The sequence below is a fragment of the Serratia sp. H1w genome (assembly GCF_000633355.1).
Taxonomy (GTDB): domain Bacteria; phylum Pseudomonadota; class Gammaproteobacteria; order Enterobacterales; family Enterobacteriaceae; genus Chania.
Map to the genome: position 1 here is coordinate 81,584 of NZ_AYMQ01000054.1, position 19,939 is coordinate 101,522.

Genomic DNA, 19,939 nt, shown 5'->3' on the forward strand with positions numbered 1-19,939 from the left:
TTTTAACAATAGATTAACCATCGGTTATCAATTGTATGACTTCGCTCTATTGGTAGGACCAATTAAGCGGGGGCGTGAAGATGACTAATCGCTGGAGAAATCTACATGGAAGCCTGGCAACAAGTTTATGATCCCATTGGCAATATCTGGCTATCAAGCTTAATCGCGGCACTGCCGATTGCGTTTTTTTTCTTTGCGCTGATTAAGCTGAAATTGAAAGGGCACATTGCAGCGACGTTAACGGTTGGCATCGCTTTACTGGTGGCGTTATTCCTCTACCGGATGCCCATTGACCGTGCGCTCGCTGCGGTGGTTTATGGCTTTTTCTATGGGCTGTGGCCGATAGCCTGGATCATTATCGCCGCGGTGTTTGTCTACCAGATTTCGGTCAAGACCGGGCAGTTCGACATCATCCGCTCTTCCATTCTCTCTATCACTCCTGACCAACGCTTGCAGATGCTGATCGTTGGCTTCTGTTTTGGTGCCTTTCTGGAAGGCGCTGCCGGGTTTGGTGCGCCGGTAGCGATCACCGCTGCCTTGTTGGTTGGGTTGGGATTCAATCCGTTATATGCCGCAGGGCTTTGCCTGATCGTCAATACCGCACCGGTCGCTTTCGGCGCTATGGGGATCCCGATTATCGTTGCCGGGCAGGTGACCGGGTTGGACAGCTTTGAGATCGGCCAGATGGTTGGACGCCAATTGCCGTTCCTGACCATCATAGTGCTGTTCTGGATCATGGCGATTATGGACGGTTGGCGCGGCATCAAGGAAACCTGGCCTGCGGTGATGGTGGCGGGGGGAAGCTTTGCCTTGGCGCAGTATCTCAGCTCCAACTTTCTTGGGCCAGAGTTGCCAGACATCATCTCTTCGCTGGTTTCATTGGTGTGCCTGACGCTGTTCCTACGTGTTTGGCAGCCAAAGCGCCTGTTCCGCTTTGAGAGCGCCGAAGGGGGAACTAGCGATCAAACGCAGTCGCAGCAGCATTATACTCTAGGGCAGATTATCCGCGCCTGGATGCCGTTTATTTTCCTGACTGCGACGGTCACCCTGTGGAGCATCCCTCCGTTTAAGGCGCTGTTTGTGCAAGGTGGGGCGCTGTACGATTGGGTGCTCTCTTTTCCGGTGCCCTTTCTGGATAAGCTGGTGGCCAAAATGCCGCCGGTGGTGGCAAGCATCACGCCTTATGCCGCGGTCTTCAAACTTGACTGGTTCTCTGCCACCGGCACCGCCATTATGGTGGCGGCGATCGCCTCGGTGATCTACCTGCGTATGAAGCCTAAAGATGCGGTCACCACGTTGGCTGGAACGCTAAAAGCGCTAATGCTGCCAATCTATTCCATCGGCATGGTGTTAGCCTTTGCCTTTATTTCCAACTATTCCGGCCTGTCGGCCACCCTGGCGCTGGCATTGGCGCATACCGGCAGCGCGTTCACCTTTTTCTCTCCGTTCCTTGGCTGGTTGGGTGTGTTCCTGACCGGCTCCGATACCTCGTCCAACGCGCTGTTTGCCGCCTTGCAGGCGACGACTGCCCAGCAGATTGGCGTCTCGGATGTGCTGCTGGTTGCGGCGAACACCACTGGCGGTGTGACAGGAAAAATGATTTCGCCGCAGTCTATCGCTATCGCCTGTGCCGCCGTAGGTTTGGTGGGGAAAGAGTCTGACCTGTTCCGCTTCACGGTAAAACACAGCCTGATCTTTACCTGTATGGTGGGGATTATCACCACGCTACAGGCTTACTGGCTGACCTGGATGATCCCATGACCGACAAGCTTCAGCCCGCGCGCTTGGCCGATCAATTGGTTGAGCGCATCAAGCACATGATCCACGAACGCCAACTGGTTGAGGGGATGCGCTTGCCTGCCGAACGCCAATTGGCTAACGAAATGGGGGTCTCGCGTTCCTCTTTACGTGAGGCGATCCAAAAGCTGATTAGCGAAAAAACGCTCATCAGCCGACGTGGCGGCGGTACCTATGTCTGCGACGAGTTTTCCTGGTCGCAGCATAGTATTGTGGAACCGCTGAGAACCCTGGTTGCCGACGACCCTGGCTATCGTTATGACATTCTGGAGGCCCGCCACGCTATTGAGGCCAGCACCGCCTGGCACGCGGCAATGCGCGCCACCGCCGCCGACAAGGAGAAGCTACAGGCCTGTTTTGACGCCACGTTAGCACTTAAAGAAAGCGATCATCCAGATCTGGCCGCCCAGGCCGATGTGCGCTTCCATCTGGCGATTGCCGAAGCGTCGCACAACGTGGTGTTGCTGCAAACCATGCGTGGTTTTTTCGATTTAATGCAGTCCTCAGTGATGCATAGCCGTCAGCGTATGTACACCCTACCGACGATCTTCACACGGCTGACTGAACAGCACGAGGAATTGCTGTTGGCGATCCTGGCAGGCGATCCTGAACGTGCGGGTAAAGCGGCAAAATCCCACCTGGGGTTCGTCCATTCCACCATTAAAAATCTGCATGAAGATGAGGCCAGGCAGGCGCGCATTACCCGTCTGCCTGATGAAAATTCACTGTAATAAGGGAGATCGCTAGATGATTATCTCAGCAGGCACGGATTATCGCGCTGCGGCGCAACGTAAGCTGCCACCGTTTCTATTTCACTACATCGATGGCGGCGCTTACGCCGAGCACACTTTGCGGCGCAACGTGGAAGATCTGGCGCAGGTGGCTTTGAGACAGCGTGTGCTAAAGAACATGTCGGCGCTCAGTCTGGAAACCAAACTGTTTAACGAAACCCTATCTATGCCCGTTGTCCTGGGGCCGGTGGGGCTGTGTGGTATGTATGCCCGTCGTGGCGAGGTGCAGGCCGCACGGGCAGCGGAACACCAAGGCATACCGTTTACGCTGTCTACCGTGTCGGTCTGCCCGATCGAGGAGGTGGCCCCCGCCATCAAACGGCCCATGTGGTTCCAGCTGTATGTGTTAAAAGACCGCGGATTTATGCGCAACGCCCTGGAGCGCGCGAAAGCCGCAGGCTGCACCACATTGGTATTCACCGTAGATATGCCGACGCCGGGTGCGCGTTACCGCGATGCGCATTCGGCAATGAGTGGCCCGTATGCCGCACTGCGGCGCTATGGGCAATCTGTTACTCATCCTGCCTGGGCGTGGGATGTGGGATTAAACGGACGTCCGCACGATCTGGGGAATATCTCCACTTATCTGGGAAAACCTACCGGATTAGCCGATTACATCGGTTGGCTGGGCAGCAACTTTGATCCTTCCATTTCCTGGCAAGATCTGGAATGGATCCGTGATTTCTGGCAGGGGCCAATGGTCATCAAGGGCATTCTCGACGCTGACGATGCACGTGATGCCGTGCGCTTTGGTGCCGATGGCATCGTGGTTTCCAACCACGGTGGCCGTCAGTTGGATGGAGTTCTCTCTACCGCCCGGGCGTTGCCGATGATTGCCGATGCGGTAAAAGGCGATATCACTATTCTGGCAGACAGTGGGGTGCGCAGCGGATTGGATGTGGTGAGGATGATCGCGCTCGGGGCGGATAGCGTGCTGCTGGGACGAGCCTATATCTATGCTCTGGCAACTGCGGGCCAGGCGGGAGTAGAAAATCTGCTTGAGTTGATCAGGAAAGAGATGAGTGTCGCGATGACGTTGACCGGCGCAAAAAGTATCGCTGAAATCAGCCGTGATTCATTGGTGTTGTTGTAGGGGCGCTGCATGCTGCGCCCGTTGAGCCGCATGCGACGTCTGCTGAGTTGCATGCGGCATCCGTTTAACTCAAGGTTGAGGCTCTTGTTGCTTTTTCCAGTCGGCCAGTGCCTGCTGACGGCGGCGTTTGACTTCATCGCGGATCGCCAACCCTTGCAGGCCGCTTTCCACTACCTCTTTTACCGAAACCGCATTGGCGACCTGGTAGGCCTGGCGCAGGTAATCACCCTGTGGATAAGGGTTGTTTTCAAAACCGGTGCGCCCGCGGGCATCGGCTTCGCTGGTGAGGATCATCTGTTCCAGCCGCTGCGGTTTGCGCCACACGTCGATAGCATCAAACAGTTTTAACAACGTTTCCGGCCGCAGTTTGTTGACCGTATGGATCAGGTCGTGATACTCCGCGACCAGCCTTGCCAGCTCACGTACCGGATTGGGCACCCGTAGCCGTTGGCACAGTGCTTCGACCAGCCTGACGCCCGCAGGGCCGTGGCCATAGTGGTGTGGCCAGAGTTCTTGCGGCGTGATGCCTTTACCGAGATCGTGGCACAGCGCCGAGAAGCGGATATCCACTTCAGGGCTGAGTTGGGCGGCAATTGCCAACGTCATCAGCGTGTGTACGCCGGTATCAATTTCCGGGTGCCACTTCTCTGGTGCAGGCACGCCAAACAGAGCGTCGATCTCAGGGAACAGTACCTTCAGCGCCCCGCAGTCACGCAATACCTGGAAGTAAACCTGTGGGCTTTGGCTCTGTAACGCCTTCTCTGTCTCTTTCCACACGCGCTCCGCCGTCAGGGAGGCTAGTTCACCACTCTCGGCCATCTTCTGCATCAGCGCGCTGGTTTCTGGGGCGACGGTAAAGCCCTGGAACGCAAAACGGGCGGCAAAACGCGCTACGCGCAATACTCGTAGCGGATCTTCCCCGAAAGCGTCAGAGACATGGCGCAGCAAACGGGCGTCCAGGTCGGACTTGCCGTTATAGGGATCAACCAATTCCCCGTCATCGCCCCGCGCCATGGCGTTGATGGTGAGATCGCGGCGTAGCAGATCTTCTTCCAGCGTCACGTCTGGGGCGGCATAGCAGGTAAAACCGGTGTAACCCTGGCCGGATTTGCGCTCGGTACGGGCCAGCGCATACTCCTCATGGGTCTGTGGATTGAGGAATACCGGGAAGTCTTTACCTACCTGCTGATAGCCCAGCGCCAAAAGATCGGCCGGGGTGGCACCGACCACCACCCAATCGTGATCGACGACCGGTAAATTGAGCAGGGTGTCACGGACGGCACCGCCGACCAGGTAAATTTTCACGGGTTAACTCCTCTCTATAGCTCGTTTATTCAGATTACATGAATTGGGCGATGGATGCGCAAACCAATAAAAAGGGCACCCGCAGGTGCCCCAAACTGTCGAAACTGAGATCAGTTCATCCAGCGATTATTCTTGCGGCGCGGGATCAGACGCGGCAACAGCAGACCGAGCAGCAGACCAACGCCAGCAACGCCGCCGCCGTACATGAACCATTGCAGAATAATGGTGCGCTGCTTGTCGTCGAGTTGCAGATTAACCGCATTGACCTTTTTCTGTGCCACCACCAGTTGATTTTTCAGATCCTGGTTTTCCTGCTGCAGGCCGCTGATGGTGCTGTCGCTGGCGGCAACTTTCTGCTGCATTTCGGCGGTGCGCTGGTTCCAGCTATTGTCGATGTTAGCCAGCTTGTCGGTCAGGGTTTTCACCTGTTGTTCCAACTCCGGTACCTGCGTGCGCAGGCTTGGTGTCTGGCTCAACTGATCCAGCGGGATCCAGACGCTACGTCCTTTGGAATCGCGGATCTGGCCATAGTTGGTGCTGTCATTGACGCTTAACAGCGCCACTTCTTCACCGGCATTCAAGGTGCCGACGATGCGATATTGATTACCTGGGCCGCTATGGACATAAGTATTTAATTCATCGGAGATATAGCGTTTATCTTCGGCATGTGCGCCCCAAGTGATGCTAAAACTTAGCACGGCAAGGCAAATCAGGCGTAATTTCTGCATTATGTCATCGTTTCTGCGTGGATTTATGGAACGATAGTAGAGCGTTCAGTCTGACGGCGCAACGCTAAAACCGGAATGGGAACTATCTTACTATGGTGGATCCCGTGGGTTGCGACGTATTCCATAACGTAACAGGTTTTTTCTGCAGTTGGCAGAGTCAAGTCGGGGAGAATCGCGGTAAGATACTCCCACTGTGCGTCGTCAGGCTGAGTGCGGCTGGCGGGCTCCGCCGTCGTGAAGACTCACGCGAATGCCTAACCTATTGGTGTAAAAGAACTATGAGCGTTGAAATAGAACTGAAATTTATTGTTTCCCCTGAAGCGATCGCCACCCTTCCGGAGCGAATTGCCGCTTGGCCAAATCAGCATTCTGCGCCGCAGAAGCTGACCAACATCTACTATGAAACCGCTGATAACTTCCTGCGCAACCATGATATGGGTCTGCGTATCCGTGGTTGTGACGATAGCTATGAAATGACTATCAAAACCGCCGGCACGGTGGTGGGCGGGTTGCACCAGCGGCCGGAGTATAACGTCGCTATTGCCAAGCCTGCGCTGGCGCTGAAAAAATTCCCGGCGGATATCTGGCCGGAGGGTTGCAAATTGGCTCCGCTGCAAAAGGCATTACAGCCACTGTTCCGCACCGATTTTGTGCGTGAAAAGTGGGTGGTCACTTACGGTGCAAGCGAGATCGAGATTGGCCTCGACCAAGGTGAGGTGTGTGCAGGTGAGTTGGCCGAGCCGTTATGTGAGCTGGAGCTGGAGCTGAAAAGCGGTGAGACCCGTGATTTGCTGGCCTTGGCAACCGCGTTGGCAGAACAGGGCGGTTTACGCCAGGGCAGCCTCAGCAAAGCGGCCCGGGGTTATCACCTGGCGCAGGGCAATGCTGAGCGTGAGTTGCGCCCGCTAAGCGTGTTGAAACCGGCACCGAAGTCGACGGTTGAACAGGGCATGATTGCCGCTTTCGAGCTGGCGCTGAGCCACTGGCAGTATCACGAAGAGCTGTGGCTACGTGGCGACAAGCAGGCACGCCGTGCGGTGATGGAAGCCATCGGCCTGATCCGTCAGGCGTTGGTGATCTTTGGCGGCCTGGTTCCACGCAAGGCAAGCACCGATCTGCGCGCTCGGTTGACGGCGCTGGAGCCTTTGCTGGTGGATAAAACGACCCAACCGCAGGTGCTGTGTTACGGCACGGAGTATCTGCAATGTAAGTTGGCACTCACATCGTGGCTGATTACCGGCGCATGGGGGCCGTTTATCGATGCCAAATCGCAGGCGAAGCTGGATGGCTCCTTCAAGCGCTTTAGCGACATCATGTTGGGCCGTAGCGCCTCAGAGCTGAAAGAAGCCTTTACGCGCACGTTGAATGAAGATGAATATCAAGAGCAACTGCCTCGTCTGACGCGTCAGGTGCTGGCGTTTACACTGCTCTCTGGGGCCTATCCAGACAGCGAAACCGAGCCGTATATCGAAAGCTGGCGCGAACTGCAATCGGCGATTGCCGAGCGTCGGCAGGGTTGGTACGAAGCCACTCGCAAACAGGCATTATCCCATGCGCCATTCTGGTTAAACGGCGCGGTTCGTTAACTCCAGCGGGCCTGCCGGCCGCAGGCCATAGAACGGGTCATTCACTATGTTGCCACTCTCTGCTGCGTTACAGCTTCAGGCACAGAATATCGTGCAGCGATTTCAGGAAACTCAGGGCGCGGAGCTAGCGCTCAGTGCCACAGAACAAAGCGTTCTGGCGTCGAGTGATTTTGTCAGCGACATGTTGCTCGGCCATCCTGAATGGCTGGCAACGTTACGCCAGCAGCCGCCGGTTGCCGATGAGTGGCAGCACTATGCCGCCTGGTTGCAGGATGAGCTTGAAGAAGTGCATGACGAAGCACAGCTCATGCGTGTGCTCCGCCTGTTCCGCCGGGAGAGCCTGGTGCGTATTGCCTGGGCGCAGGCTCAGCAGTCATGCTCCACGCAGGAAACGCTGCAACAGTTGAGTGCCCTAGCGGAAACGCTGATCGTCAGCGCCCGGGACTGGCTCTATCAAACCTGTTGCCGCGAGTGGGGCACGCCGTGCAATGCCGATGGTGTGCCACAGCCATTGCTGATCCTGGGGATGGGCAAACTCGGTGGTGGCGAACTGAATTTCTCTTCCGATATCGATCTGATCTTTGCCTATCCGGAAAATGGCCATACCCAGGGTGGGCGGCGTGAGCTGGATAATGCCCAGTTCTTTACCCGCCTGGGGCAACGGCTGATCAAGGCGCTGGATCAGCAAACCATCGATGGATTTGTCTACCGTGTTGATATGCGTTTGCGGCCATTTGGCGATAGCGGCCCGCTGGTGATGAGCTTTGCCGCACTGGAAGATTATTACCAGGAGCAAGGGCGTGACTGGGAACGCTATGCGATGGTCAAGGCGCGTCTGATGGGCGGGCATGAAGATGCCTACAGCCAGGAGCTGCGCAAGACGCTGCGGCCATTTGTGTTCCGTCGCTATATCGATTTCAGCGTGATCCAGTCGCTGCGCAACATGAAGGGCATGATTGCACGTGAAGTGCGGCGACGGGGGCTGAAGGACAATATCAAGCTGGGTGCAGGTGGCATCCGTGAAATTGAATTTATCACCCAGGTTTTCCAACTGATCCGTGGCGGTCGTGAGCCCAGTTTGCAAGGGCGTTCACTGCTGCCGACGTTGCAGGCGGTTGGTGAACTGGGGCTATTAACAGCACAACAGGTTGCCGAGCTGAGTGACGGCTACCTGTTCCTGCGGCGTTTGGAGAATCTGTTGCAGGCGATCGCCGACCAGCAGACACAAACCCTGCCGCAGGATGAACTGGATCAGGCGCGCCTGGCCTGGGGCATGGAGCAGCCAGACTGGCCGTCGTTGATGACGGTGCTGGAAGAACATATGCGCCAGGTGCGTGCGGTATTTGACGACCTGATCGGCGACGATAGTCCGGACGTAGGCGAAGATCCCAACTACCAGCATTATCACAGCCTGTGGCAGGATGCGCTGGAAGAAAACGAGCTTGCACCGCTGACGCCCCATCTGAACGAAGAGGCGCGGCGGCAGATGTTGCGCTCCATCGCTGATTTCCGTCACGACGTGGATAAACGCACCATTGGCCCACGCGGCCGTGACGTGCTGGATCAACTGATGCCACGCCTGCTGGCCGAAGTGTGTTCGCGTAACGATGCGGCCACGGCACTGGCGCGCCTGATCCAGCTGTTGCTGAGCATTGTGACCCGCACCACCTACCTCGAGCTATTGGTGGAATACCATGCCGCGCTCAGTCACCTGATCCGCCTTTGTGCTGCTTCACCGATGGTGGCCAGCCAACTGGCGCGTTATCCGCTGTTGCTCGATGAACTGCTTGATCCGGCCACGCTGTACCAACCTGTGGCCCCAGATGCCTATCGTAGCGAACTGCGCCAATACCGCCTGCGGGTGCCGGAAGATGATGAAGAACAGCAACTGGAAGCGCTGCGGCAGTTCAAACAGGCGCAGCATTTGCGTATTGCCGCTGCGGATATCGCAGAAGCGCTGCCGGTGATGAAAGTGAGCGATCACTTAACCTTCCTGGCAGAGGCGATCATTGATGCCGTGGTGCAACAGGCGTGGAAAGATATGGTCGCGCGCTACGGCCAACCAACCCATCTGCATGAGCGGGAGGGATTAGGTTTTGCGGTGATCGGCTACGGCAAGTTGGGGGGCTGGGAACTGGGCTACAGTTCGGATCTCGATCTGGTGTTCCTGCTGGATTGCCCGCCTGACGTGATGACGGATGGCGATCGCTGCATTGATGGCCGTCAGTTCTATCTGCGCCTGGCACAGCGGGTGATGCACTTGTTCAGCACTCGCACTTCTTCGGGCATTCTCTATGAGGTGGATGCTCGTCTGCGTCCTTCCGGTGCCGCCGGGATGCTGGTCGGTACCGTTGAAGCCTTTGCCGACTATCAGCGTAACGAAGCCTGGACCTGGGAGCATCAGGCTCTGGTACGGGCGCGTATCGTGTATGGCGATCCTGCGCTGCATCAGCAGTTCGATGCGATCCGTCGCGAGATTTTATGTAAGCCGCGTGACGTGAACAAGCTACAGCAGGAGGTGCGTGAAATGCGTGAGAAAATGCTCAACCACCTGGGCAGCAAACAGCGCGATCTGTTTGATATCAAAGCGGACGAAGGTGGCATCACCGATATCGAATTTATCGCCCAATATCTGGTCTTAGGTTACGCAGCGGGCGAGCCGCGCCTGACGCGTTGGTCGGATAACGTGCGTATCTTTGAGCTGATGGCCAATTACGACATCATGCCGGAAGACGAAGCCCGGGCGTTGACCCAGGCCTATGTCACCATGCGTGATGAGATCCACCATCTGGCGTTGCAGGAACACTCCAGCAAAGTCAGCAGCGAGCTGTTTGCCGCCGAACGTGAGCAGGTACGTGCCAGTTGGAGCAAATGGCTGGGCTGAGGGTGCCGATGTCCATCCCCTCACCCTAACCCTCTCCCCAAGGGGAGGGGACAGCCTGTGCTACATATTGACTCTGATGCCTGATGGCTGCTCCGTACTCGCTCCCTCGCCCTTTGGGAGAGGGTTGGGGTGAGGGGCAAGCAGTAAGTTGTTGGGCACTTTTACGGGTATTGCAGGCTATTATGCTAATATCTGCCGAATTTATTTTTGACTTGTTTGGAGTTATCGGATGAAAGTTACACTACCTGATTTTCGCCGCGCCGGTGTGCTGGTGGTTGGTGACGTCATGTTGGATCGCTATTGGTATGGGCCGACCAGCCGTATTTCACCGGAAGCGCCGGTGCCGGTGGTCAAGGTTGAGACCATCGAAGAGCGTCCCGGTGGTGCGGCTAACGTCGCGATGAACATCGCTTCGCTGGGTGCCAATTCACGCCTGGTAGGTCTGACGGGCATTGATGACGCAGCCCGTGCACTGAGTGCCAAGCTCAATGAAGTTAACGTACGCTGTGACTTTGTCTCGGTCCCTACGCACCCGACCATCACCAAGCTGCGCGTACTGTCCCGCAACCAACAGCTGATCCGCCTGGACTTCGAAGAAGGTTTTTCCAATGTCGATCCGCAGCCGATCATGGAGCGTATCCAGCAGGCATTGCCACAGATCGGCGCGCTGGTGCTGTCAGATTACGCCAAGGGTGCGTTGAGCAAGGTACAGGGCATGATCGCTCTGGCGCGTGCGGCCAAGGTTCCGGTACTGATCGACCCGAAAGGCACCGATTTTGAACGTTACCGTGGAGCCACGCTGCTGACCCCAAATCTGTCCGAATTTGAAGCCGTGGTCGGCCATTGTCAGAGCGAAGAAGAACTGGTGACGCGTGGGATGAAGTTGGTGGCGGATTTTGAACTGTCTGCGCTGCTGATCACCCGTTCTGAGCAAGGGATGACGCTGTTGCAGCCAGGCCGTGAGCCGCTGCATCTGCCAACCCAGGCACAGGAAGTGTTTGACGTGACCGGTGCTGGCGATACGGTGATTGGTGTGCTGGCTGCGGCTTTGGCTGCGGGCAATACGCTGGAAGAGTCCTGTTTCCTGGCCAATGCCGCCGCAGGCGTGGTGGTAGGCAAACTGGGTACCTCTACCGTCTCGCCAATCGAATTGGAAAACGCCATTCGTGGCCGTGCCGAAACCGGTTTTGGCGTCATGACCGAGGCCGAGTTGAAAAAAGCGGTGGCGCAGGCGCGTCAACGTGGTGAGAAGGTGGTGATGACCAACGGCATCTTCGACATTTTGCACGCTGGCCATGTCTCGTACCTGGCGAATGCTCGTAAATTGGGTGACCGCTTGATCGTTGCCGTGAACAGTGATGCCTCGACCAAACGTCTGAAAGGGGAAACCCGCCCGGTAAACCTGTTGGAAAACCGTATGGTGGTGTTGGGCGCGCTGGAAGCAGTGGATTGGGTGGTGCCGTTCGAAGAAGATACGCCGCAGCGCCTGATCGCCGATATCCTGCCGGACCTGCTGGTGAAAGGCGGTGATTACCAGCCACATGAGATTGCTGGCAGCGCCGAAGTCTGGGCCAACGGTGGCGATGTGCGCGTATTGAACTTTGAAGATGGGCTATCAACCACCAACATCATCAAGGCCATCAAGGACGGGCGCGGTTAACTTTTTATACCCTATGGATTTCAAGTTGCTGCTAGGCGACAAGCTTACTCATCCCCAGGAGCTTACGTTTTTGTAAGTGACTGGGGTGAGTAAGTGCAGGTAACAACGCAGCAGCTTGAAAGACGACGGGTAAACAGGGTGGTTTGCGGTGAGTGGACTAAAGCAGGAGCTGAGTTTAGCGCAGGGCGTTGGGCTATTGTCCACTTCACTGCTGGGTACCGGGGTGTTCGCCGTTCCGGCATTGGCGGCGCAGGTAGCAGGCGGTGACAGCCTGTGGGCCTGGCCAATCCTGATTGTGCTGGTGTTCCCGATCGCGATTGCCTTTGCGGCTTTGGGGCGTCACTTCCCTAGCGCCGGTGGTGCCGCGCACTTTGTGGGACTGGCTTTTGGGCCACGCATGGCAAAAGTGACCGCCTGGCTGTTCCTCTCCGTGATCCCCGTCGGCTTGCCCGCTGCATTACAAATCGCCGCAGGATTCTGGCAGGCAACCTTTGGTTGGGATGCCAACGGCTTGTTGCTGGTACAGATTGCCACGCTGGTGGTGATCTGGCTGCTTGGCACGCGCAGTGCCGGTTCCAGTGCCAATATTCAGACCTTGATTGCCATTCTGGTGATAGCGCTGGTTGGGGCTATCTGGTGGCAAGGCGGTATTACTCCCTCCCAAATTCCGTGGCCTGCGGTCAGCGATATTTCTCCCCCTAACATGTTCCACGCGTTGGCGGTGATGTTCTGGTGCTTTGTCGGGCTGGAGGCGTTTGCTCATCTGGCGACCGAATTCCGTCAGCCAGAGCGAGATTTTCCACGCGCATTAATGCTGGGGCTGCTGGTGGCGGGGGCGGTTTATTGGGGTTGTACCGTGGCTGTGCTGCATTTCCATGCTTACGGTGAACATCAGGCGGCGGCCGCTTCGTTGCCGGGGATCGTGGTGCAACTGTTTGGCGAACATGCGCTGTGGATTGCCTGCATCATCGGCTATCTGGCCTGCTTTGCCAGCGTGAATATTTACACCCAGAGCTTTGCCCGCCTGGTTTGGTCTCAAGCGCAGGTAAAGCCTGCCAGTGGCCTGGCTAAACTTTCTGCGGGCCAGGTACCGGTCAATGCGTTGAGCGCCGTGGTGGGGTGCTGTCTGCTTTTCACCTTGCTGATTTATACCCTGAAGCTGCCGCTGGATACGCTGCTGGTGTATGCCAATGGCATTTTTGTGCTGATTTATCTGCTGTGTATGCTGGCGGGATGGCGGATCTTGCAGGGGCGCTCGCGGCTGATGGCGATCGTCGGCTCCGCGTTGTGCCTGTTATTGCTGGTGATTATCGGCTGGAAAAGCCTGTATGCGTTGGCGATGTTGGTGCTGATCTGGCTGGTGCTGCCGCGTAAAGCGTCATCAAACAGTCAGGGCGTGTAGCCACGCCCTGCGTACAAACTTATTCGCCTTCCGGTTTTACCGGTGCGGTATTCAACTTGCTTTCCAACTCGGTCAGACGCTGTTCCAGCAGTGCCAGCTTCTCACGGGTGCGCAGCAGCACCTGAGTCTGTACGTCAAACTCTTCGCGGTTAACCAGATCCAGACGGGTCAACTGCGCTTGCAGCACCTGACGGATTTTTTTCTCAACGTCTTCCCCGAATTCACGTACGCCTTTAGGCATCGACTCTTGGACCTGGCGTGCGATCTGTTCAATTTTTTTCGGGTCAATCATGGCGTTTCCCTTTCTGATATTTGGTGGCTGGTGCTTAGTGTAATGCGAGTTGCCTGCCGGATAAACTATTACCGTGTTTGCTGCGCGATCCCTCATTACGCGACTGGATGGCTTGAAACCCCAAAGCGATGGGGTTATAGTCGATGTGCTTATTCTCAGGGCGGGGTGCAAGTCCCCACCGGCGGTAAATCACCATTCACGGTGAAAGCCCGCGAGCGCTCAATCTATCTCTCAGGAGTGGGTTAGAGGTCAGCAGATCCGGTGTAATTCCGGGGCCGACGGTTATAGTCCGGATGGGAGAGAGTAACGACACCTGTCGGGCTTATGCTCGCTTGCGTTATTTTTTTGGCTATTGGCATAGCCACTCCTCAAGATCGCCCTGGTTCTGGTAATCCATAATTTTAATGAGGTTTCTTACCATGAATCAGACTCTACTTTCAGATTTCGGTACGCCGGTAGAACGCGTTGAACGCGCTCTTGATGCACTGCGCAACGGGCGCGGTGTGATGGTGCTTGATGATGAAAACCGTGAAAACGAAGGCGACATGATCTTCGCCGCAGAAACCATGACCGTTGAGCAAATGGCGCTGACCATTCGCCACGGTAGCGGCATTGTTTGCCTGTGTATCACCGAAGATCGCCGTCAGCAGCTTGAGCTGCCGATGATGGTCACCAACAACTCCAGCCAGTTCCAGACTGCCTTTACCGTGACGATTGAAGCGGCGCAGGGCGTGACCACTGGCGTATCAGCAGGCGATCGCCTGACGACTATCCGTGCAGCCATTGCCGACGGTGCCAAGCCGAGCGATTTGAACCGCCCAGGCCATGTGTTCCCGCTGCGTGCTCAGCCTGGTGGCGTCTTGAGTCGCCGTGGCCACACCGAAGCGACCATCGATCTGGTCTCCATGGCCGGTTTCAAACCCGCTGGCGTGTTGTGCGAACTGACTAACGATGACGGCAGCATGGCTCATGCGCCGGAAGTGATCACCTTTGCCAAGCAACATGACATGGTGGTGCTGACCATCGAAGATCTGGTGGCCTATCGCCAGTCGCATGAAAAGAAGGCCAGCTGATTAGCTGACCGAAATCGGGTAGGGGCGCGGCATGCTGCGCCCATCTGTATCATCAATGCCCGTATAAAGCCGCCTAACACGTGGCTTTTTTTTATGCTCGAATGGTTTAACCGATACCGCCGCTTTGCAACAGCGTCAGGCTGAATCCCATCACCGCCATGCCACACAGCACGCCGTAACTTGGGTTATTGTGTGGGTCGATCTCTTTGGCCAACGGCATCAATTCATCCACCGACAGCGCTACCATGATCCCCGCCACCGCAGCCATAATCGATGCCATCACCACCGGTGAAACCATGGGTCCCAGTACCAGGAAGGCCAGTACACCGCCAAGAATTTCGGCCATCCCGGAGATCCCGGACCACAGCAGGGCCTTGGTTTTGGAACCGGTTGCCGCATACACCGGCCCAGCGACGGCCAATCCTTCTGGAATATTGTGAATGGCCACTGCGAGCGCAATGCCCATCCCCAGTTCCAGATCGGCACTGGCGGTGACAAAGGTGGCAATCCCTTCCGGGAAGTTGTGCAAGCTGATGCCGAGCGTCAGCAGCATGGCGGTGCGTTTCAGGTTATGGGGCTTGATCGGCTTTTGTACCAGGTCTTGCGGATGCTGGTGGGGCAGTAGGCGATCCAAGGCAAAATAGCCAAGCAGGCCAAGCATAAACATCCCGTAGCCGAGCATGGGCGACATGCCGACGGTGTGCAGCGCGGCTGGCAGCATTTCCATCAGCGAAATCAATAGCATAATCCCTGCGGCAAAGCCGAGTGCAAACGCCAGCAGGCGGTTGGAAGGCTTCTGGCCAATAATACCGAGCAGGGCACCGACAAAGGTAGCGCCTCCGGCTAACAAGGTCAGGATCAGCGGTACAGACATGCATGCTCCTTTATGCGAATAAAAATTGTTTATTTTCTGATACTAACAGAGTAAAGGCATAAATCGAGCGGATTTGGCTGATTGTTCCAATCGATTCAGCCATTCAAATTTCTTGACGATCATCATCAGGGTTATCCGGCTGCCTCGGTAAAGCAAACAGCGTAATGTAGTCAGCAGAACGAATATCACGTTAACCAAGGATATATTATGACCACCTCTCGTATGCCTGCACTCTTTCTTGGCCACGGAAGCCCGATGAACGTGCTGGAAGAAAACCGTTATACCCAGGCCTGGCGTGCGTTGGGTGAGCAATTGCCGCGGCCAAAGGCGATCGTTGCCGTGTCTGCCCACTGGTATACCCGGGGAACGGCGGTGACGGCGATGGCAAAACCAAAAACCATCCACGATTTTGGCGGCTTCCCACAGGCGTTGTTTGATACTCAGTACCCGGCACCGGGTTCACCGGAGCTGGCGGCAGAGTTGCAAAGCCTGCTGGCACCGGTTCAGGTGATTGCCGATACCAGCGAATGGGGCCTGGATCATGGTAGCTGGGGCGTGTTGATCAAGATGTATCCGCAAGCCGACATCCCGGTGGTGCAATTGAGCGTCGACGGGACTCAGCCAGCGGAATATCACTATGAGCTGGGCCGTAAACTGGCAGCACTACGCGATCGAGGCATTATGATTGTGGCCAGTGGCAACGTGGTGCATAACCTGCGGATGGCGAAATGGCAGGGTGATACCAGCCCGTATCCTTGGGCGGAGTCATTCAACCAGTACGTGCGTGATAACCTGGAATATCAGGGCGAAAACCACCCGTTAGTGAACTTTATGCAGCATGAAGGCGCGGCATTGTCGAACCCGACACCGGAGCATTACCTGCCACTGTTGTATGTCCTGGGTGGCTGGGATGGCAAAGAGCCGATCTCGATCCCGGTTGATGGGATTGAAATGGCGGCGCTGAGTATGCTTTCGGTGCAGGTTGGCTGATCGTCTGGGGGCTACGGCTCCCTATCGATTACCTGCCGTAGCCGCAAGATTCACGGATCACCAGCGAAGGCGGCAGAATGATGCGTTTTGGCGGCTCGTCGTTGCCCTGGATCCGGCTATATAGCAGTTCCCCAGCCTTGCGACCAATCTCGCGTGAGGCGACGGACACCGTGGTCAGCCCCGGCTGTACCAGGGAGGCCTCGGTAATATCGTCAAAGCCGATTAGCGCAAAGTCGTGGCCTACCTGGCGGCCAAGTTTGCGTAACGTCTGCATGACTCCCAGCGCTACGATATCCTGATAGCATATTGCTGCGGTGATCTCCGGGTAGGCAGTAAACAGTTGCTCTGAGGTTTTGGCACCGGAACTCTGGCTAGCCTCACTGCAAACGATCCATTCCCCGTTAACCTGAATGCCCCTTTCCAACAGCTTGCTGGTATAGCCGCCCAAGCGCTGAGCACGAGAGGTGGAACTGACCGAGCCGCCAATAAACGCAATATGCCGATGGCCCAGATCCAGCAGATGTTGCGTGGCTAACTGGGTGCCCAAAAAATTGTCGGTGCCGACAAAATCGAAATGGGCATCCGCTATCGGGCGCACCACCATAATTGCCGGGATGTTGCGGCGCTTCAGCGTTTCAAAGAACAGCGGTGGAGTTTGGCGTGCGGAGCACAGCACCATGCCACTGGCATTGTTCTGTAACAGCGAGTCGACAAACTTTTGCTGCCTGGGTGCGGACTCTTCGCTGTTGGCCAAAAACAGCATCAACTGGTGGCGTTCCATTTCCTGGCTCAGCCCAGCGGTCATTTCCGCGTAGAACGGGTTGGTGATGTCGTGGAGTAACAGGCCGACCTGATTACTGCTGCGATTGCGCAGGTTGGCCGCCGTCTGATTATAGACATAGCCCAGCTCATCGAGGGCGCTCAATACGCGCTTGCGGGTTGCATCCGAAATACGGCCACGATTATGTAATACCATGGAAACCGTGGCGGTGGAGACGTTCGCCCGGGCGGCGACGTCGGCCAGCGTTATAGTGCTCATTTACTATCCTGTTTGCAGGCGGGATCTATCATTAAGGTATAACGATTAACCTTTTATTGGCAAATAACCAAAATAATTTGTGATGGCTATCGCAATAACCTGGGTTTTAACCCGCTTTATCGCCTTTATTTGAGGTTAATCCCGTTAACCAAGCTGTTTAACAATAGGTTAATCGATTAATCTTTGGTTATGTTTTCAGTGCATAGGCAGAAGATTATGTCCGAGCAACATCGTAAAGCAAACTATGACAAATACCCGGAGCTGGTGGTACAGGGGTTTGACCGTGCTGCCTGGCAAGGCTGGCCGGGCGTCGTGGAGGCCATCGGTAATCATATCGCAGCGCAAGGATTAGCTAAGACCGTGCTGGTGGTGGATTGCTACCACGGAGTGGATTTGGCCGAGCTGAAATCGCAGCTGATCGAGCCTTTACGGCCAGCGCTGGCGCTGAACGCCGAGCAGGCCAAATTTGATGAAAGCCATATCCACGCGATGATCGAGCGTAACCTGACGGATGACCGGGTGTTTGGCGTATTGTCCTGCCACGAAATGCCGGAGTTTTTTGCTGATGAGGCGATACAACGGCTGCGCGCGGCAATCGCAGCCATCGAGAACGGTTTGGTGGTGGTGTATGGGCCAGGGGCGGCACTGATCGCCGAAGGGGATGTACTGGTTTATGCCGATCTGGCCCGCTGGGAGATACAGCAGCGTTTCCGCCGGGGCGAATTGGGGAACTGGGGCGTAGCCAACCTGAATGAAGACGTTTTGCGCCGTTATAAGCGTGCGTTCTTTGTTGAATGGCGGGTTTTCGATCGTCATAAAACCCCCTTGTTGCAGCGTGCCAACTTTGTGCTGGATACCAATCAGGCAGGTTCACCCAAACTGGTGGCCGGTGCCGCGTTCCACGCCGGTTTGCAGCAGGCCACCCAGCAGCCGTTTCGTGTAGTACCGTTCTTTGATCCCGGCGTGTGGGGCGGTCAATGGATGAAGCAACAGTTCGATCTCGACCCGGCGGCAGCCAACTATGCATGGTGTTTTGACTGCGTGCCCGAGGAAAACAGCCTGCTAATGCGGTTTGGTGACGTCCGGGTCGAGATCCCCTCACAGGATTTGGTGCTGCTGTATCCTCGCCCGCTATTGGGTGAACGGGTTCATGCCCGCTTCGGCGCCGAATTCCCGATCCGTTTTGATTTTCTGGATACCATCGGCGGTCAGAATCTCAGTTTCCAGGTGCACCCGATAACCGAATATATCCAGCAGCATTTTGGCATGCATTATACCCAGGATGAGAGCTACTACATTCTGGCGGCAGAGCCAGAGGCCAAGGTTTATCTAGGCGTGAAAACCGGTACCGATCCACAAGCCATGATGGCGGACCTGGCTGCCGCGCAGCGGGGCGAAAAAGCTTTTGATGATGATCGGTTCGTCAATCAGTTCCCGGCCAGGCAACACGATCACTTCCTGATCCCCGCGGGCACGGTGCATTGCTCCGGCGATGGGGCCATGGTGCTGGAAATCAGCGCGACGCCTTACATTTTCACCTTCAAATTATGGGACTGGGGCCGTCTGGGGATGGATGGGCTGCCGCGTCCAGTACATCTGGAACATGGCGAGCAGGTGATCGACTGGCAGCGCGATACCGCGTGGGTGCAGGAGCATCTGGTGAACCGTATCGAGCCGGTTGCCGAGGGCCAGGGGTGGCGAGAAGAGCGTACCGGTCTGCATGAACGTGAGTTTATTGAAACCCGCCGTCATTGGTTCAGTGAACCGGTGCTGCATCATACCGAAGGACGGGTCAACGTGCTGAATCTGATCGAGGGGGAAGAGGCGGTTGTTGATAGCCCGGAAGGCCGATTCGCTCCGTTTGTGGTGCATTACGCAGAAACTTTTATCGTCCCGGCAGCGGTTGGGGCCTACCGTATCAGCCCTGCTGGCAGTAGCCAGGGGAAAACCCTCGCCACTATCAAAGCCTGGGTAAGGGGATAAACCGATGTTGAAAGTGATGGTGATCTCACATGGCCCCTTGGCAGAGGCTCTAATGGCTAGCGCTCGCATGGTCTATGGCGAGCTGCCGCACACCAGCTACGTCAGTCTGGATGAAACTGGCGGTATTGAGGCTTTTAAACAGGATTTTGCAGCCGAGCTGGAACGGATTGGTTCGGGTGCCGACGGGGTGCTGGTGCTGTGCGATTTACTGTGTGGCACCCCCTATAACGTGGCTTGCCGCCATGCATTCGATCCGCATAACGCTGTGCCGATGGCGGTGGTGACCGGCGTGAACTTCCCCATGCTGCTGATGAGTGCCGATTTGCTGGAAGGCGTGGATGTGCAGCATGCCGCACGTGAGCTGGTGGCGCAGGGGGGAGAAGCTATCGTGGTTGCCCGCCCGGCGCAAACGGTGCAACAGGACGATTTCTGAGGAGAAACC

At 56.3% G+C, this 19,939-nt stretch carries 16 protein-coding genes and 1 riboswitch; of the genes, 11 read left to right on the forward strand and 5 right to left on the reverse strand.

Annotated features, from left to right (window positions below; translation table 11 throughout):
* Window positions 1–105 precede the first annotated feature (105 nt).
* Genes lldP through lldD form a run of 3 tightly spaced genes read left to right on the forward strand, consistent with a single transcriptional unit; the run spans window position 106 to window position 3,681 of the window.
* On the forward strand, window positions 106–1,761 hold the full coding sequence (gene lldP, locus U869_RS0112115; RefSeq protein WP_025119967.1) for an L-lactate permease: 1,656 nt from the start codon (window positions 106–108) through the stop codon (window positions 1,759–1,761).
* Window positions 1,758–2,528: a transcriptional regulator LldR gene (lldR, locus tag U869_RS0112120; protein ID WP_025119966.1), complete on the forward strand. Its 771-nt coding sequence runs from the start codon at window positions 1,758–1,760 to the stop codon at window positions 2,526–2,528. The genes lldP and lldR overlap by 4 nt, the downstream gene beginning before the upstream one ends.
* Window positions 2,529–2,544: 16 nt before the next feature.
* Window positions 2,545–3,681, forward strand: a complete 1,137-nt coding sequence (gene lldD, locus U869_RS0112125; RefSeq protein ID WP_029987314.1) for an FMN-dependent L-lactate dehydrogenase LldD — start codon at window positions 2,545–2,547, stop codon at window positions 3,679–3,681.
* A 69-nt stretch (window positions 3,682–3,750) separates the two neighbouring features.
* Here the strand turns inward: lldD and U869_RS0112130 are convergent, their stop codons facing one another.
* Both U869_RS0112130 and U869_RS0112135 read right to left on the reverse strand, forming a co-directional pair.
* The gene (locus tag U869_RS0112130; RefSeq protein ID WP_025119965.1) at window positions 3,751–4,986 is read right to left on the reverse strand and encodes a multifunctional CCA addition/repair protein; all 1,236 of its coding nucleotides are present in this window, start codon (window positions 4,984–4,986) and stop codon (window positions 3,751–3,753) included.
* A 110-nt stretch (window positions 4,987–5,096) separates the two neighbouring features.
* On the reverse strand, window positions 5,097–5,714 hold the full coding sequence (locus tag U869_RS0112135) for a TIGR04211 family SH3 domain-containing protein (protein WP_025119964.1): 618 nt from the start codon (window positions 5,712–5,714) through the stop codon (window positions 5,097–5,099).
* A gap of 278 nt (window positions 5,715–5,992) precedes the next feature.
* Between U869_RS0112135 and U869_RS0112140 the strand changes: the two genes are divergently transcribed.
* From U869_RS0112140 to yjeH, 4 genes are all read left to right on the forward strand, one after another.
* The gene (locus tag U869_RS0112140) at window positions 5,993–7,300 is read left to right on the forward strand and encodes an inorganic triphosphatase (RefSeq protein ID WP_025119963.1); all 1,308 of its coding nucleotides are present in this window, start codon (window positions 5,993–5,995) and stop codon (window positions 7,298–7,300) included.
* 46 nt (window positions 7,301–7,346) lie between these two features.
* A complete protein-coding gene (gene glnE, locus U869_RS0112145) occupies window positions 7,347–10,184 on the forward strand; it encodes a bifunctional [glutamate--ammonia ligase]-adenylyl-L-tyrosine phosphorylase/[glutamate--ammonia-ligase] adenylyltransferase (protein WP_025119962.1) in 2,838 nt (945 codons plus the stop codon).
* Window positions 10,185–10,413: 229 nt separating this feature from the next.
* Window positions 10,414–11,844, forward strand: a complete 1,431-nt coding sequence (gene hldE / locus U869_RS0112150; protein ID WP_025119961.1) for a bifunctional D-glycero-beta-D-manno-heptose-7-phosphate kinase/D-glycero-beta-D-manno-heptose 1-phosphate adenylyltransferase HldE — start codon at window positions 10,414–10,416, stop codon at window positions 11,842–11,844.
* A 148-nt stretch (window positions 11,845–11,992) separates the two neighbouring features.
* Window positions 11,993–13,246, forward strand: coding sequence for an L-methionine/branched-chain amino acid transporter (yjeH, locus tag U869_RS0112155; RefSeq protein ID WP_025119960.1), 1,254 nt, complete (start codon window positions 11,993–11,995; stop codon window positions 13,244–13,246).
* A 19-nt stretch (window positions 13,247–13,265) separates the two neighbouring features.
* On the opposite strand, the gene ubiK is transcribed toward yjeH, so the two are convergent.
* Window positions 13,266–13,538: a ubiquinone biosynthesis accessory factor UbiK gene (gene ubiK / locus U869_RS0112160; protein ID WP_025119959.1), complete on the reverse strand. Its 273-nt coding sequence runs from the start codon at window positions 13,536–13,538 to the stop codon at window positions 13,266–13,268.
* A 147-nt stretch (window positions 13,539–13,685) separates the two neighbouring features.
* Window positions 13,686–13,847: riboswitch (FMN riboswitch) on the forward strand.
* Between the two features lie 110 nt (window positions 13,848–13,957).
* Here ubiK and ribB point away from each other — a divergent pair.
* Window positions 13,958–14,611 (forward strand): 3,4-dihydroxy-2-butanone-4-phosphate synthase, encoded by a 654-nt coding sequence (gene ribB / locus U869_RS0112165; RefSeq protein ID WP_025119958.1) that lies wholly within the window; start codon window positions 13,958–13,960, stop codon window positions 14,609–14,611.
* 106 nt (window positions 14,612–14,717) lie between these two features.
* Here ribB and zupT read toward each other — a convergent pair whose 3' ends face one another.
* Window positions 14,718–15,485 (reverse strand): zinc transporter ZupT, encoded by a 768-nt coding sequence (gene zupT / locus U869_RS0112170; protein ID WP_025119957.1) that lies wholly within the window; start codon window positions 15,483–15,485, stop codon window positions 14,718–14,720.
* A gap of 207 nt (window positions 15,486–15,692) precedes the next feature.
* On the opposite strand from zupT, the gene ygiD reads away from it, so the two are divergent.
* Complete coding sequence (ygiD, locus tag U869_RS0112175) at window positions 15,693–16,475, forward strand: 4,5-DOPA dioxygenase extradiol (protein ID WP_025119956.1); 783 nt, start codon at window positions 15,693–15,695, stop codon at window positions 16,473–16,475.
* A gap of 28 nt (window positions 16,476–16,503) precedes the next feature.
* Here the strand turns inward: ygiD and U869_RS0112180 are convergent, their stop codons facing one another.
* Window positions 16,504–17,514: a LacI family DNA-binding transcriptional regulator gene (locus U869_RS0112180; protein WP_025119955.1), complete on the reverse strand. Its 1,011-nt coding sequence runs from the start codon at window positions 17,512–17,514 to the stop codon at window positions 16,504–16,506.
* A gap of 216 nt (window positions 17,515–17,730) precedes the next feature.
* On the opposite strand from U869_RS0112180, the gene U869_RS0112185 reads away from it, so the two are divergent.
* Together U869_RS0112185 and U869_RS0112190 are read left to right on the forward strand one after the other, a co-directional pair.
* Entirely contained in the window at window positions 17,731–19,497 is a 1,767-nt protein-coding gene (locus U869_RS0112185) for a class I mannose-6-phosphate isomerase (protein ID WP_025119954.1), read from the forward strand.
* A 4-nt stretch (window positions 19,498–19,501) separates the two neighbouring features.
* On the forward strand, window positions 19,502–19,930 hold the full coding sequence (locus tag U869_RS0112190) for a PTS sugar transporter subunit IIA (RefSeq protein ID WP_025119953.1): 429 nt from the start codon (window positions 19,502–19,504) through the stop codon (window positions 19,928–19,930).
* Window positions 19,931–19,939 lie beyond the last annotated feature (9 nt).

What these genes read in the sequence shown, in the direction of transcription:
- ygiD (WP_025119956.1), top strand. Translation starts at nt 15,693, where the DNA reads ATGACCACCTCTCGTATGCCTGCACTCTTTCTTGGCCACGGAAGCCCG.
- glnE (WP_025119962.1), top strand. Translation starts at nt 7,347, where the DNA reads ATGTTGCCACTCTCTGCTGCGTTACAGCTTCAGGCACAGAATATCGTG.
- hldE (WP_025119961.1), top strand. Translation starts at nt 10,414, where the DNA reads ATGAAAGTTACACTACCTGATTTTCGCCGCGCCGGTGTGCTGGTGGTT.
- lldP (WP_025119967.1), top strand. Translation starts at nt 106, where the DNA reads ATGGAAGCCTGGCAACAAGTTTATGATCCCATTGGCAATATCTGGCTA.
- U869_RS0112140 (WP_025119963.1), top strand. Translation starts at nt 5,993, where the DNA reads ATGAGCGTTGAAATAGAACTGAAATTTATTGTTTCCCCTGAAGCGATC.
- lldR (WP_025119966.1), top strand. Translation starts at nt 1,758, where the DNA reads ATGACCGACAAGCTTCAGCCCGCGCGCTTGGCCGATCAATTGGTTGAG.
- U869_RS0112185 (WP_025119954.1), top strand. Translation starts at nt 17,731, where the DNA reads ATGTCCGAGCAACATCGTAAAGCAAACTATGACAAATACCCGGAGCTG.
- ubiK (WP_025119959.1), bottom strand. Translation starts at nt 13,538, where the DNA reads ATGATTGACCCGAAAAAAATTGAACAGATCGCACGCCAGGTCCAAGAG.
- ribB (WP_025119958.1), top strand. Translation starts at nt 13,958, where the DNA reads ATGAATCAGACTCTACTTTCAGATTTCGGTACGCCGGTAGAACGCGTT.
- U869_RS0112180 (WP_025119955.1), bottom strand. Translation starts at nt 17,514, where the DNA reads ATGAGCACTATAACGCTGGCCGACGTCGCCGCCCGGGCGAACGTCTCC.
- lldD (WP_029987314.1), top strand. Translation starts at nt 2,545, where the DNA reads ATGATTATCTCAGCAGGCACGGATTATCGCGCTGCGGCGCAACGTAAG.
- U869_RS0112135 (WP_025119964.1), bottom strand. Translation starts at nt 5,714, where the DNA reads ATGCAGAAATTACGCCTGATTTGCCTTGCCGTGCTAAGTTTTAGCATC.
- zupT (WP_025119957.1), bottom strand. Translation starts at nt 15,485, where the DNA reads ATGTCTGTACCGCTGATCCTGACCTTGTTAGCCGGAGGCGCTACCTTT.
- U869_RS0112190 (WP_025119953.1), top strand. Translation starts at nt 19,502, where the DNA reads ATGTTGAAAGTGATGGTGATCTCACATGGCCCCTTGGCAGAGGCTCTA.